Source organism: Burkholderia cenocepacia (genome assembly GCF_900446215.1).
Taxonomy (GTDB): domain Bacteria; phylum Pseudomonadota; class Gammaproteobacteria; order Burkholderiales; family Burkholderiaceae; genus Burkholderia; species Burkholderia cenocepacia.
Genome location: NZ_UAQZ01000016.1, coordinates 242,327 through 255,203 on the forward strand (window position 1 = coordinate 242,327; position 12,877 = coordinate 255,203).

Below are 12,877 nucleotides of genomic sequence, written 5' to 3' on the forward strand. Positions count from 1 at the left end.
GGGTCAGCCGTGGGCGGGCGCGGGAGCGAGTGTCGACGCAGCCGGCGCGGCACCGGCCGCGTGCACCGGCGGCACGTCGCGTGCACTGACCGCGGAGGCCGGTTGCGCGGGCGGAGCAGACGAAGCAGACGAAGCGGACGAAGCGGACGAAGCCGCAACCGGCGCCGCATCGTGCGAAGTCGACACGACCTTCACGGCTTCCCCGACCGTGATCGCATCGCCCGGGTTGTCGATCACGCGATCGGCCGCCGCGAGCCCCGCGACGATCTCCACGCGCGTGCCGAAATCCCGCCCGATCTGCACGGTCTTCAGCGCCGTACGTCCGTTCGCACCGACGGTGGCGACCTGCACGCCGTTCGGGCGGAACAGCAGCGCGCTGACCGGCAGTTCAAGCGCCGGCGCCGCGCTCGGCACGACGAGATGCGCCTGCGCATACGCGCCGGGCATCAGCGCGCCGTCGCGGTTGTCGACGTCGATCTCGACACGCAGCGTGCGCGTGACGGGATCGATCGCGCCCGCGCTGCGCGCGACCTGCGCGGCAAAGTGCCGGCCCGGATACTGTGGCGTCGTCAGGTAGACGGACGTGCCGGCCGACACGCCGGTCGCGCTGTCCTGTGGCACGTCGACGAACACGCGCAGCGTGTTCGTCTGTTCGAGATGGAACAGTTCGCCGGACAGGCCCGGGCTGCCCGGCGTGCCGCCCGCGGTCACGAGCGTGCCGACGTCGACGTTGCGTGCGGTGATCACGCCGTCGAACGGCGCGGTGACCGACTCGTACGACACGAGTTCGGCAAGATGCGCGACGTTCGCCTGCGCGGACGCGAGCATCGCGCGCTTCGCGTTCATGTCCGCGACCTTCGTGTCGGTGTCCTGCTGCGACACCGATTGCGTTTTCAGCATGTCCTGCCAGCGCTGCGCGGTCGATTTCGCATAGTCGTAGTTCGCCTGCGCGCTCGCTTCGTCCGCACGCGCCTGGCGCAGCTGCGCATCGAGATCGGGCGCCGAGATCTGCGCGAGCGTCTGGCCGGCCTTCACGCGCGCGCCGAGATCGGCGCTCCAGTGCGCGATATAGCCGCTCGTGCGCGCATAGATCGACGCGTCCGCATACGGCATCACCGAGCCGGGCAACGTCAGTGTCTGGTCGGCCGGCGCCGCGCCGGGCACGACGACCGACACCGGCAGCGCCTGCTGCGCGGCGACCTGCGCGCGCTGCGCGGCGCGTGCGTCGATACGCGGCACGATGCCGAGCGCGAGCAGCGCGGCGGCGAGCGCGACGGCCGCGAGCGGCACGGCCAGCTTGCGGCCGCGGCGGGGCGGCGGCGTATCGGAGGCGGCGCCGCGCGCGGCGGGCGGCACGGCTGCGGCCACGGTGGCCGCTTCGGCGGCGGGCGGCGGCGCGACGGGTTCGATCGAGTCGTTCATGATGGGTCCGGGGTCGGGCGAATCGAAGGATGAGAAGGGGCGGGCGTTCACGCTCAACGCAGCGCCGGCGTGTCGGGCGCGTGCGGCGCGTGCCGGGCGGCCGCGGCGTCGCGACGCCGGGCGAGCCACGCATGGACGAAGCCGAACAGCACCGGCACGAACAGCAGCGTCGACACCGTGCCGAACGCGAGGCCGCCGATCACCGCGCGGCCGAGCGGGGCGTTCTGCTCGCCGCCGTCGCCGAGGCCGAGTGCCATCGGCAACATGCCGATCAGCATCGCGAGCGCGGTCATCACGACGGGCCGGAAGCGGTTGAAGCCCGCGTCGAGCGCCGCTTGCCATGGCGGCGCGCCGGCCGCGAGCAACTCGCGCGCTGCGTTCACGACGAGAATGCTGTTCGCGGTCGCGATGCCGATGCACAGGATCGTGCCGGTCAGCGCGGGCACCGACAGCGTGGTGCGCGTGACGAACAGCATCCACGCGATGCCGGCGAGCGATGCCGGCAGCCCGCCGACGATCACGAGCGGATCGAGCCACGACTGGAAGTTCACGACCATCAGCAGGTAGACCAGCGAGATCGCGAGCGCGAGGCCGCCGAGCAGCCCCGCGAACGACTCGTGCATCGCCTGCACCTGGCCGCGCAGCACGATCGACGCGCCGGGCGGCAGTTGCGCGCGCGCGGCGTCGACGAGCTGGGTCACGTCGGCCGTGACGCCGCCGAGGTCGCGCCCCTGCACCGACGCGAAGATGTCGAGCACCGGCTGCACGTTGTAGTGCGACACCACGGCCTGCTGCGTCGCGCGCGAGAACGTGCCGAGCGCGCCGAGCAGGTTCTGCGCGGGCGCGCCCGCGGCCGGGCCGCCGGCCGGCGTCTGCGGCGAGCGGGCGGTGCCGGCGGGCAGCGGCACGTTCGCGAGCGACTGCAGCGAATTCACCGTGTACTGCGGCGTCTGCACGAGCACCGGGTAGCTGACGCCGTTGCGCGGATCGAGCCAGAAGTTCGGCGTCGTCTGCGAGCTGCCGGACAGCGCGATCAGCAGGTTCTGCGCGACGTCGCGCTGGTCGAGACCGGCCTGGATCGCCTTCGTACGATCGACGTTCACGTTGATAGCGGGTTCGTCGCCGGGCTGCTGGATGCGCGCGTCGACGAGCCCGCGCACGCCGCGCAGCTTCGCGAGCAGCGCGTTCGCGACCGCGCGGTTCTGGTCGAGCTTGTTGCCGACGATCTGGATGTCGATCGGCGCGGGCAGCCCGAAGTTGAGGATCTGGCTGACGATGTCGGCCGGCAGGAACGCGAACGTCACGCCGGGGAACGCCTGCGCGAGCACGTTGCGCAGCTTCGCGACGTACGCGGCGGTCGACGCGTGATCCGGCTTCAGCGTGACGAGCACGTCGGCGTCCTCGGTGCCGATCGGGTCCGACGAGTCGTACGTGAGGTTGATCCCGCTCACCGGCACGCCGATGTTGTCGAGCACGCCCGCGAGCTGGTTCGCCGGAATCACGCTGCGGATCTTCGCTTCCACTTCGTCGGTGAGCCGCGCGGTTTCCTCGATCCGCGTGCCGGTCGGCGCGCGCAGATGCAGGCGAATCTCGCCGGTGTCGACCGACGGAAAGAAGTCCTGCCCGGCGAACGCGTAGAGGCCCGTCGATGCGACGCAGGCGAGCAGGAACGCGGCCGCGAAGCGGCGCCGCCGCGCGATCGCCGCCGACAGCAGCGCGCGATAGCGCAGCCGCACGGCCTCGAAGCGATGCTCGAACGCGGCCTGGAACCGCGCGATGCGTGCGAATGCGCCGCGCGGCGGCCGGCCGCTGCCTTTGGCGCGCATCAGCGCCATCGCAAGCGTCGGCACCAGCGTGCGCGAGAAGAAGTACGACGCGATCATCGCGAAGATCACGGCTTCGGCGAGCGGCACGAACAGATAGCGCGCGACACCCGTGAGCAGGAACATTGGCACGAACACGATGCAGATCGACAGCGTCGACACGAAGGTCGGCACCGCGATTTCGCCCGCGCCGGTCAGGATGGCCTCCTCGAGCGGCGCGCCGAGCTCGAGATGATGCGTGATGTTCTCGATCGCGACGGTCGCGTCGTCGACGAGAATGCCGACCGCGAGCGCGAGCCCGCCCAGCGTCATGATGTTGATGGTCTGCCCGAGCACGGACAGCGCGAGCAGCGACGTGAGCACCGCGAGCGGGATCGTGATCGCGATGATCAGCGTCGCGCGCCAGCTGCCGAGGAACAGCAGGATCATCAGCGCGGTCAGGCACGCGGCGATCAGCGCTTCGCGCACGACGCCCTGGACCGCCGCCTTCACGAATACGGACTGATCGTCGAGCGGCGCGATGCGCAGCGTGTTCGGCAACCCGGCCGCGATCTTCGGCAGCATCGCCTTCACCTGGTCGATGATCGTCAGCGTCGATGCGCTGCCGGTCTTCTCGACCGTCAGCAGCGCCGCGCGCTTGCCGTCCACCCGCACGATGTTGGTCTGCGGCGCGTAGCCGTCGCGAACGTGCGCGACGTCGCGCACGTACACGACGTTGCCGCCGATCGTCTTCACCGGCAGGTCGTTCAGCGCGGCGACCGTCTGCGTGCTGCCGTTCATCTGCACGTTGTATTCGTGCGTGCCTATTTTCGCGGTGCCGCCCGGCAGGATCAGGTTCTGCGCGTTGATCGCGTTCACGACGTCGATCGGCGCGAGCCCCTTCGCCTGCAGCGCGCGCGTATCGAGATCGACGACGATCTGGCGGATCTTGCCGCCGAACGGCAGCGGCACCGCCGCGCCCTGGACGGTCGCGAGCTGCGTGCGGATGAAGCTGTTGCCGAGGTCGTACAGCTGCTGCTCGGCGAGCGTGTCGCTCGACAGCCCGAGCTGCAGGATCGGCACCGTCGACGCGTTGTACGTGATGATGTTCGGCGGCAGCGTGCCGGGCGGCAGGATGCGCAGGATCGACGCGGCGTTGCTCGCGGCTTGCGCGATCGCGCGATTGATGTCGGCGCCCGGGTGGAAGAACACCTTCACGACCGACACGCCGTTCAGCGATTGCGACTCGATGTGCTCGATGTCGTCGACGTCGGACGTGAGCGCGCGTTCGTAGTTCGACGTGATCCGCTTGGCCATGTCCTCGGCGGAGAAGCCGTTGTACGACCAGACGATGCTGACGACCGGAATGTCGATGTTCGGAAAGATGTCGGTCGGCGTGCGCAGCAGTGCCAGCGGCCCCGCGATGAAGATCAGCAGCGCGAGTACGACGAACGTGTAGGGCCTGCGTAACGCCAGCCGGACGATCCACATGATGGTGCTCCTCGAAGCAGGGCTCGGATGCGCATTCGATGCGACGAGCACGCAGTCTGCCCGCGCGGCGTTGACCCGACCCTGACTCGAGGATTACGAAACCGTTATCTGTGCGGGCGCACTGCAGCGTCGGCGGTGGTCGCCGGTAGCTCGCCCTTGCTTTTTCATATTCCTTACCATAAAGTAAGGAATATTGGAGGTGCCGCAAATGACAGCAGCTACTATTACTTCAAAGGGTCAGGTGACCATTCCGGTGGATGTACGCAATCAACTAGGCCTGGAGTCCGGAGACCGGATCGAATTCAGCTTCAACGAGGCAACGGGCCGGTATGAGATCTACCCGGCCACGCGCTCGCTCGCCTCGCTCAAGGGCATCGTGAAAAAGCCCGAGAAATCGGTGTCAATCGAGGACATGAATCGGGCCATCGCCGAACAGGGAGCGTCCGCGCGATGATAGGACTGGATACGAACGTGCTGGTCCGCTATTTCGCTCAAGACGATGCCGTGCAATCAAAGAGGGCGACCGCGCTGATGGAGTCGTTGTCGGCGGAGCGTCCGGGGTACGTTTCGCAGGTGGCGCTGGTCGAGGTCGTCTGGGTGCTGGGACGTTGCTACGGCGTAGAGCGCGAACAGATAACAGACATCATCGACTCAATGACCGCTACGAAGGAACTGGCCGTTGAAGGCGCTGACACGGTGCGAAAGGCACTTCGCGTTTTCGCGGCATCACCGAAGGCGGATTTTGCGGATTGCCTGATCGAGCGGTCGGCACACGTCGTCGGGTGCGAGTACACAGCAACCTTCGACGTGGCCGCCTCAAAGGTCGCTGGCATGCGGTTGATAAAGTAATCACGGCGCAAGCCGACGATAGAAGAACGGGCGATCAGATAACAAAACCGTAATCGAAGCCTCACCTTCAGGAAAGCGCGCGAATCGCAGAATGGACTCAACTCTTCATCGCATCGATGGGGAGCGGAGGTCCGGCCTGATCTGCGGACGCGAACACGCCATCTTTGAGAGGTGAACATCATGAACAACCTGATTCGTGCAGTCCTGCTGTCCTGCGCACTGAGCGCACCGATCGTCGCATTTGCGCAAACTACCGACCATGCGGTTACCCGCGCCGAGGTGCGTGCCGATCTCGTCCGCGTCGAAAAGGCCGGTTATCGTCCCATCGGCACCGATCCGTACTATCCGGAGGACATCCAGGCCGCGGAGGCGAAGGTCGCCGCGCAGCAAGCGCAATCGGTTGCCGCACGGCCGGCCGACGCGGCAAGGGCGGCGACGTCGTCGCTCGCGTCGCTCGACACGCAGCCGTTGTACGAGCATCACTGAACGCGGTTGGCGACCGCCGTCGGCAGCCCGGCGGCGGTTCCTTCAACGGACGGCGCGCATGCCGCCGCGAGTCAGCTCTCGCCCTTCTCGAGCACGTTCTGCGTGAGCGTGATCGATGGAATCGTCGGCTTGAGCAACGCGCGGCGCGCGCGACGGCTCAGCCACTTCCAGCCGGCCACGAGCAGCAGCGCGACCAGCGGGATCAAGGCGATCGTCCACGTCCCGTTCGGGTAGTCGAAGGCCATCAACACCAGCACGCCGAGCAGGAACAGCAACGTGAGCCAAGACGTCACGGGCGCGCCCGGCATCCTGAACGACACGTCTTCCACGTCGCCGCGCCTGACCGCGGCGCGGAACTTCATCTGGCACACGACGATGAAGCCCCAGGTGCTGATGATGCCCAGCGACGCGATGTTCAGCACGATCTCGAACACGCTCGACGGCACGAGATAGTTGAGCAGCACGCCGACCACGTAGATCGCGACCGTCACCAGAATGCCCGCGTACGGGACGGATTGCCCGCTCATTCGCGCGAGGAACGCGGGGGCGGAGCCGCCCATCGACAGCGAACGCAACACGCGCCCCGTCGAATACAGGCCGGAGTTGAGGCTCGACAGCGCGGCCGTGAGCACCACCAGGTTCATCACCGAGCCGATGCCCGGCACGCCGAGCGCGCCGAAGAACGTGACGAACGGGCTCTGGCCCGCCTTGTACGCGCTCCACGGCAGCAGGCAGACCAGCAGCACGACCGATGCGACGTAGAAGATCGCGATGCGCCAGATCACGTTGTTGATCGCGCGCGGCAGCACCTTGCGCGCATCCTTGCATTCGCCGGCGGCCGTACCGACCAGTTCGACGCCCGCGAACGCGAACACCACGCCCTGCACCAGCACCAGTGCCGGCATCAGCCCGTGCGGAAAGAACCCGCCGTTGTCGGTGATCAGATGCATGCCGGTGCCATGACCGGCGACCGGCATGCCCGTGCCGAGGATCGCCGCGCCGATCACGAGAAACAGCACGATCGCAGCGACCTTGATCAGCGCGAACCAGAACTCCATTTCCGCGAACCACTTCACGCCGATCAGGTTCATCGTCGCGACGATGCACAGCGCGACGAGCGCGAAGATCCACTGCGGCACGGCCGCGAACGGCGCCCAGTAATGCATGTAGAGCGCGACGGCGGTGATGTCGACGATGCCGGTCATCGCCCAGTTCAGGAAGTACATCCAGCCGGCGACGAACGAGGCCTTTTCGCCGAGGAACTCGCGCGCGTACGACACGAAGCTGCCGCTGCTGGGGCGATGCATCACGAGTTCGCCGAGTGCGCGCAGGATCAGGAACGAAAACGCGCCGCACACCAGATAGACGATCGCGAGCGCCGGGCCGGCGGCCTGCAGCCGCGCGCCCGCGCCGAGAAACAGCCCGGTGCCGATGGCCCCGCCGATCGCGATCATCTGCACCTGTCGATTGCCGAGGGTCTGGTGATAGCCGGCTTCGTGCGATTCGAGCCAGCTGCGTTTGTCGGTTTCGCCGGTTGTCGACGGGTCGGGAATCGATGCCATGACGGTATCCTTGCGCGCGGATGGGATTGGATTCGCCCCGATCGCGGGACGATCGGGACCACCGGTACCGGAGGAGCAGCGCACCGAATCGAGCACGCCCGTCCTGATCGCGATTCGTCGGACGTGACGAAAGGCACGGTACGTCGCGAACGTATTCAGCCGTAATTTCCGTCACAAACGGAATGCAAATTTGAACTGGGCCTGTTCGAATCCGTGCATAGGGCCGCGGCGACGGGTGAACCAGATAGGTAATTTGGTGCGCCGGCGCGCGCTGCGAGGGCAACCGTTACCGATGGCGCCGGTTCGTGCACCGAAATGAGGAATTCGGCACGCCGAGCGGTTCGCTGAAATTTCCGTCTCGTGCCGGCGTGGCAAGCGTTTGACGGCAATGGCCCGGTTTTTGCTGGAGTGGTGTGGACCGCGCAATCGTTGCGCGCTGCCCGACGACATACCAGACAAGGAAGATTCACCGTGAGCCCGACGACCCGACCGTTCCCCCGACGCACCTGGCTGGCTGCGCTGCTCGCCGCCCCCGTGATCGCGCTGTTCGCCGCCGCGCCGGCCCATGCCGATGCGCTCGACACCATCGCGAAAAACGGCACGCTGCGCGTCGCGGTGCCCGAGGACTATCCGCCCTTCGGTTCGGTCGGCACGGACATGCAGCCGCAGGGCTACGACATCGACATGGCAGGACTCCTCGCCAAGGCGCTCGGCGTCAAGCTGAAACTGGTGCCCGTAAACAGCGCGAACCGGATTCCGTACCTGACGACCAACAAGGTCGACATGGTGATCTCGTCGCTCGGCAAGACCCCGGAGCGCGAGAAGGTCATCGACTTCTCGAGCGCGTACGCACCGTATTTCCAGGGCGTGTTCGGGCCGTCCGACGTGAAGGTGAGCGCGCCGGCCGACCTCACCGGCAAGACGGTCGGCGCCACGCGCGGCGCGCTCGAGGAGATCGCGCTGTCGCAGCTCGCGCCGAACGCGACGATCAAGCGCTTCGAGGACAACAACGCGACGATCCAGGCGTTCCTGTCGGGGCAGGTCCAGTTGATCGCGGCCGGCAACATCGTCGCGGCGGCGATTCTCGCGAAGAATCCGCCGCGCCGCCCCGAGGTCAAGTTCGTGATCAAGAATTCGCCGTGCTTCGTCGGCGTCAACAAGAACGAACCACGCCTGCTCGCGAAGATCGACGATGCGATCGCGCATGCGAAGCAGGACGGCTCGCTGGGCGAGATGTCGCGCAAGTGGCTCGGCCAGCCGTTGCCGGCCGGACTGTGACGCATCGCCGTGTCGCCTGATACGTCGCCGCGGCCGGGGTGCCCGGCGTGGTGCGTGTCGTTGTCCGAACCTGAATTTATCCCCTTCCCATGAGCTACCAGCTTCAATTCGGCGAACTCGCCGAGTACGTCGGCGTGTTCGCGAGCGGCGCGGCGATCACGCTCGCGCTGACCGCGGTCGCGACCGTGCTGGGTGTCGCCGTCGGCGTGCTCGGCGCGGCCGCGTACAGTGCCGACGCGCGCGCGGCCGTGCGGCTGCGCCCGCTGATCGGCGCGTACGTCGAGGCGATTCGCAATACGCCGTTCGTCGTCCAGCTGTTCTTCATCTTCTTCGGCTTGCCGGCGCTCGGCGTGCACATCGACGAGTACACGGCCGCGATCCTCGCGATGACGCTCAATCTCGGCGCGTACTCGGTCGAGATCGTGCGCGCCGGCGTGGCCGCCGTGCCGAAAGGGCACCTGGAGGCCGCGTCCGCGCTGGCGATGTCGCGCGCGCAGATGCTGCGTCATGTCGTGTTGCCGCAGGCGCTCGCCAAGGTGTTTCCCGCGCTGTCGAGCCAGATCGTGATCACGATGCTCGGCTCGGCCGTCGTGTCGCAGATCTCGGTGGCCGATCTGACCTATGCGGCCAGCTACATCCAGTCGCGCAACTTCCGCGCCTTCGAGACGTACTTCGTGATCACGCTCGCGTATCTGGCGATGGCGCTGCTGCTGCGCGCCACGCTCGGCGCGATGGGCCGCCGCCTGTTCACCCGTCGCGTGCGAGGTGCGCGATGACCGATTTCACGTTGGGCCAGATTCTCGCGAACCTGCTGCTGGCCGCGCGCTGGACGATCGTGCTGTCGATCGTGTCGTTCGTGACGGGCGGCCTGGTCGGCCTCGGCTTGCTCGTGATGCGCGTATCGGGCTCGACGGTGCTGCGCGGCGTCGCGAAGCTCTATATCGAGGTGTTCCAGGGCACCCCGTTGCTGATGCAGCTGTTCATCGTGTTCTTCGGCCTGCCGCTCGTCGGGCTCGACGTGCCGCCGTGGGTCGCGGCCACGGCCGGGCTCACGTTCTTCACCAGCGCGTATCTGGCCGAGATCTGGCGCGGCTGTGTCGAGGCCGTGCCGAAAGGGCAGTGGGAGGCGTCGGCCAGCCTGGCGATGAGCTACGTCGAGCAATTGCGTCACGTGATCCTGCCGCAGGCCGCGCGCATCGCGATCGCGCCGACGGTCGGTTTCGGCGTGCAGGCCGTGAAGGACACGGCGCTGGTGTCGATCATCGGCTTCACCGAGTTGACGAAGGTCGGCATCGCGATCTCGAACGCGACGTTCCGGCCGTTCGTCGTGTATGGCCTCGTCGCGCTGATCTATTTCGCGCTCTGTTATCCGCTTACCCGTTATGCGCGCACGTTGCAAAGGAGATGGCATGCCGCTCGTTGAAACCCGGGGTCTCGAAAAGAATTTCGGCACCCATCATGTGCTCAAGGGCATCGATTTCTCCGTCGAGCGCGGGCAGGTCGTCTCGATCATCGGGCGCAGCGGCTCGGGCAAGAGCACGCTGCTGCGCACGCTCAACGGGCTCGAGAGCATCGACGCGGGCACGATCTCGGTCGACGGCGAACGCGTCGATGCACGGCACGCGGACCTGCGTGCGCTGCGGCTGAAGGTCGGCATGGTGTTCCAGCAGTACAACCTGTTTCCGCACCTGAGCGCGGGGCAGAACGTGATGCTCGCGCAGTCGGTGGTGAAGAAGGCGCACCGCCAGCAGGCACGCGCGATCGCGGAACTGATGCTCGAGCGCGTCGGCCTCGGCGACAAGTTCGACGCGTTTCCGGAACAGCTGTCGGGCGGCCAGCAGCAGCGCGTCGCGATCGCGCGGGCGCTCGCGATGAAGCCGAGCGTGCTGCTGTGCGACGAAATCACGTCCGCGCTCGATCCGGAGCTCGTCGGCGAGGTGCTGGGCGTGGTCGAGCAACTCGCGCGCGAGGACATGACGCTGATCATGGTGACGCACGAGATGAACTTCGCGCGTGCGGTGAGCGACCGGATCGTGTTCATGCATCAGGGGCGCGTGTGGGAGAGCGGGACGGCCGACGAGATCTTCGAGCGGCCGCAGACGGTGGAGTTGACGCGGTTTCTGGGCAGCGTGCGAAACACGGAAACCGTGACGCGCTGACCGACGCCGCCGTGTGGCCCGGCCGCGATAGATGACAGGACCGTAATCGAAGCCTCACCTTCCGGACAGCGCGCGAATCGCAGAATGGACACCACTCCTCATCGCATCGATGCGGAGCGGATGTCCGGCCTGATCTGCGGACGCTAACACGCTATCTTCGAGAGGTGAACATCATGAACCACCTGATTCGTGCAGCATTGCTTTCCTGTGCGCTGAGCGCACCGATCGTCGCATTTGCGCAGACCACCGGCCATCCGGTCACGCGGGCCGACGTGTGCGCCGACCTGATTCGGGCGGAGCGCGACGGGTCGCTGCCGACGTTGAACACGGACTATCCGCCGAGCGCGCAGACGATCGCGCGCAATCGCGAGCTGTATGCGATCGCGCATGGCGGCCGGTACTCGGCAATGACCGCGACGTCGGCCACCGTATCGACCGCGAGCGCGCAATGAAGCGGGGCGCCGTATCGAGACGCGTGACGGGGCTGGCGATCGCCGCGTGGCTCGCGGCGGTCGCGACCCCGGTTTTCGCGCGCGGGCAGCCGCAGCTGCCCGATGACGACGGCGGGCGCGCCAGCGTGCTGCGCGCACTGAATCCCGGATTCGATCCGCAGCGCCATGCAGTCGACCCCCGGCCGGCGCATGTTCACGCCGCGCCCATCAGCCGCGCGCCGAGTGCGATCCCGCGCGCGGCGATCGATGCGCTGGCGGCGCGCTGACGGGCGTCCCAGCCCGCCAGCGCGGCATCGAACGCGGCGCCGCGTGTGACTTTGCGCACTGCTTCGGCGAGGCCGACCGCGTCCTCCGCCGCTTTCGCGGCGCCCGCCGCCGTGTGCGGGCGCACGATGCAGGCGGCATCGCCGAGCAGCACCGCGCGCCCGAAAGCCATCCGCTCGACCGCGAGATCGAGGATCGCCTGCGCGAACGGCGCGGTGGTTGCATCGACGAGCGCGGCGAGCGTCGGCGCGAGCATCCGGTCGGCGGCGTCGACGAGTTCCGCGCGGTGGTCGTCGCGCATCGCGCCGGGTGGCAGCGACCCGTCGCGTTGCGTGCCGTCGCGCGCAACGAACAGCGACGGCATCCGGTCGGATGCGAGACGCCGGTACCACACCCAGTTCACGCGCCGTTTGCCCGGTTCGATCGTGCCGTCGGCGCCGGGCACCAGATAGGTCAGGAACAGGTGCCGGTCGCCTTGCTGGAACGTGAAGCGTTCGCGCAGCAGAACCAGCACCTGCTCAGGCAGCGTGCGTTCGTCGACGAGCCCGCGCCACGCGACATAGCCCGCATACGTCGGCCGCACGTCCGGCAGCAATTGCGCGCGTACGGTCGAGCGGCCGCCGTCCGCGCCGATCAGCAGGTCGGCGATCTCGGCGCGGCCGCTCGCGAAATGCGCGACGATCCGCTCGCCGTCCGGTTCGAACCGCTCGAACGCGTCGCCCGCGTGGATGACGCCGGCGGGCAGTGCACGCTTGAGCGCCGTGTAGATCACGTTCCAGCCCGTCTGCGTCTGCGGCATCGCGAAGCGCTGCACGATCCGGTCGTGCGCATCGACGTAGATCCGGTCGATCGAATCGACGCTTGCCTCGCGCGGCAGCGGCACACCGCCGAACGCGAACGCGCGCTCGATCGGCGGTTGCAGCACGATGCCGCCGCCGCGGCTGTCGAGTGCGTGCGGCGATTGCTCGAAGACGCGGACGTCCCAGCCGGCCGCGCGCAGCGCGGTCGCCGCGAACAGCCCGCCGACCGATCCGCCGGCGATGACGGCCTTGCGGCCCGCTCCGTGTTCCATCCGATGTTCCCCCGATGATGCCGTGTGCGGCGCGCGTGGC

Annotated in this window: 13 protein-coding genes; 9 read left to right on the forward strand and 4 right to left on the reverse strand. The window is 67.7% G+C overall.

Translation table 11 applies throughout. The annotated features are described in order from the left end of the window. Nucleotides 1-3 precede the first annotated feature (3 nt). A complete protein-coding gene (locus DTA15_RS33195) occupies nt 4-1,422 on the reverse strand; it encodes an efflux RND transporter periplasmic adaptor subunit (protein WP_012493782.1) in 1,419 nt (472 codons plus the stop codon). 53 nt (nt 1,423-1,475) lie between these two features. Then, complete coding sequence (locus DTA15_RS33200; RefSeq protein ID WP_012493781.1) at nt 1,476-4,715, reverse strand: efflux RND transporter permease subunit; 3,240 nt, start codon at nt 4,713-4,715, stop codon at nt 1,476-1,478. A gap of 208 nt (nt 4,716-4,923) precedes the next feature. On the opposite strand from DTA15_RS33200, the gene DTA15_RS33205 reads away from it, so the two are divergent. The 3 genes from DTA15_RS33205 to DTA15_RS33215 all read left to right on the forward strand — a co-directional run bounded on the left by DTA15_RS33205 (nt 4,924) and on the right by DTA15_RS33215 (nt 6,050). Beyond that, nucleotides 4,924-5,169, forward strand: coding sequence for an AbrB/MazE/SpoVT family DNA-binding domain-containing protein (locus tag DTA15_RS33205; protein ID WP_012493780.1), 246 nt, complete (start codon nt 4,924-4,926; stop codon nt 5,167-5,169). After that, a complete protein-coding gene (locus tag DTA15_RS33210; protein WP_006484379.1) occupies nt 5,166-5,564 on the forward strand; it encodes a type II toxin-antitoxin system VapC family toxin in 399 nt (132 codons plus the stop codon). Before DTA15_RS33205 ends, DTA15_RS33210 begins: the two co-directional genes overlap by 4 nt. Nucleotides 5,565-5,744: 180 nt before the next feature. After that, the gene (locus tag DTA15_RS33215; protein ID WP_006484373.1) at nt 5,745-6,050 is read left to right on the forward strand and encodes a DUF4148 domain-containing protein; all 306 of its coding nucleotides are present in this window, start codon (nt 5,745-5,747) and stop codon (nt 6,048-6,050) included. Nucleotides 6,051-6,121: 71 nt separating this feature from the next. On the opposite strand, the gene ansP is transcribed toward DTA15_RS33215, so the two are convergent. Next, nucleotides 6,122-7,612 carry an L-asparagine permease gene (gene ansP, locus DTA15_RS33220; RefSeq protein WP_012493779.1) on the reverse strand — a complete coding sequence of 497 codons (1,491 nt, stop codon included), beginning with the start codon at nt 7,610-7,612 and terminating at the stop codon, nt 6,122-6,124. Between the two features lie 471 nt (nt 7,613-8,083). Between ansP and DTA15_RS33225 the strand changes: the two genes are divergently transcribed. The 6 genes from DTA15_RS33225 (at nt 8,084) to DTA15_RS33250 (ending at nt 11,767) form a co-directional block, all read left to right on the forward strand. Then, complete coding sequence (locus DTA15_RS33225; protein WP_006484387.1) at nt 8,084-8,890, forward strand: transporter substrate-binding domain-containing protein; 807 nt, start codon at nt 8,084-8,086, stop codon at nt 8,888-8,890. 89 nt (nt 8,891-8,979) lie between these two features. Then, complete coding sequence (locus tag DTA15_RS33230) at nt 8,980-9,666, forward strand: amino acid ABC transporter permease (protein WP_006484385.1); 687 nt, start codon at nt 8,980-8,982, stop codon at nt 9,664-9,666. Then, on the forward strand, nt 9,663-10,313 hold the full coding sequence (locus tag DTA15_RS33235; RefSeq protein WP_006484388.1) for an amino acid ABC transporter permease: 651 nt from the start codon (nt 9,663-9,665) through the stop codon (nt 10,311-10,313). The genes DTA15_RS33230 and DTA15_RS33235 overlap by 4 nt, the downstream gene beginning before the upstream one ends. Further along, a complete protein-coding gene (locus DTA15_RS33240; protein WP_006493844.1) occupies nt 10,300-11,049 on the forward strand; it encodes an amino acid ABC transporter ATP-binding protein in 750 nt (249 codons plus the stop codon). The genes DTA15_RS33235 and DTA15_RS33240 overlap by 14 nt, the downstream gene beginning before the upstream one ends. A gap of 173 nt (nt 11,050-11,222) precedes the next feature. Further along, nucleotides 11,223-11,501: a DUF4148 domain-containing protein gene (locus DTA15_RS33245; protein WP_006484383.1), complete on the forward strand. Its 279-nt coding sequence runs from the start codon at nt 11,223-11,225 to the stop codon at nt 11,499-11,501. Further along, nucleotides 11,498-11,767 carry a hypothetical protein gene (locus DTA15_RS33250; RefSeq protein ID WP_012493778.1) on the forward strand — a complete coding sequence of 90 codons (270 nt, stop codon included), beginning with the start codon at nt 11,498-11,500 and terminating at the stop codon, nt 11,765-11,767. The genes DTA15_RS33245 and DTA15_RS33250 overlap by 4 nt, the downstream gene beginning before the upstream one ends. Here the strand turns inward: DTA15_RS33250 and DTA15_RS33255 are convergent. Continuing rightward, complete coding sequence (locus DTA15_RS33255; protein ID WP_012493777.1) at nt 11,695-12,837, reverse strand: FAD binding domain-containing protein; 1,143 nt, start codon at nt 12,835-12,837, stop codon at nt 11,695-11,697. The genes DTA15_RS33250 and DTA15_RS33255 overlap by 73 nt on opposite strands. Nucleotides 12,838-12,877 lie beyond the last annotated feature (40 nt).

What these genes read in the sequence shown, in the direction of transcription:
- DTA15_RS33195 (WP_012493782.1), bottom strand. Translation starts at nt 1,422, where the DNA reads ATGAACGACTCGATCGAACCCGTCGCGCCGCCGCCCGCCGCCGAAGCG.
- DTA15_RS33200 (WP_012493781.1), bottom strand. Translation starts at nt 4,715, where the DNA reads ATGTGGATCGTCCGGCTGGCGTTACGCAGGCCCTACACGTTCGTCGTA.
- DTA15_RS33205 (WP_012493780.1), top strand. Translation starts at nt 4,924, where the DNA reads ATGACAGCAGCTACTATTACTTCAAAGGGTCAGGTGACCATTCCGGTG.
- DTA15_RS33210 (WP_006484379.1), top strand. Translation starts at nt 5,166, where the DNA reads ATGATAGGACTGGATACGAACGTGCTGGTCCGCTATTTCGCTCAAGAC.
- DTA15_RS33215 (WP_006484373.1), top strand. Translation starts at nt 5,745, where the DNA reads ATGAACAACCTGATTCGTGCAGTCCTGCTGTCCTGCGCACTGAGCGCA.
- ansP (WP_012493779.1), bottom strand. Translation starts at nt 7,612, where the DNA reads ATGGCATCGATTCCCGACCCGTCGACAACCGGCGAAACCGACAAACGC.
- DTA15_RS33230 (WP_006484385.1), top strand. Translation starts at nt 8,980, where the DNA reads ATGAGCTACCAGCTTCAATTCGGCGAACTCGCCGAGTACGTCGGCGTG.
- DTA15_RS33235 (WP_006484388.1), top strand. Translation starts at nt 9,663, where the DNA reads ATGACCGATTTCACGTTGGGCCAGATTCTCGCGAACCTGCTGCTGGCC.
- DTA15_RS33240 (WP_006493844.1), top strand. Translation starts at nt 10,300, where the DNA reads ATGCCGCTCGTTGAAACCCGGGGTCTCGAAAAGAATTTCGGCACCCAT.
- DTA15_RS33245 (WP_006484383.1), top strand. Translation starts at nt 11,223, where the DNA reads ATGAACCACCTGATTCGTGCAGCATTGCTTTCCTGTGCGCTGAGCGCA.
- DTA15_RS33250 (WP_012493778.1), top strand. Translation starts at nt 11,498, where the DNA reads ATGAAGCGGGGCGCCGTATCGAGACGCGTGACGGGGCTGGCGATCGCC.
- DTA15_RS33255 (WP_012493777.1), bottom strand. Translation starts at nt 12,837, where the DNA reads ATGGAACACGGAGCGGGCCGCAAGGCCGTCATCGCCGGCGGATCGGTC.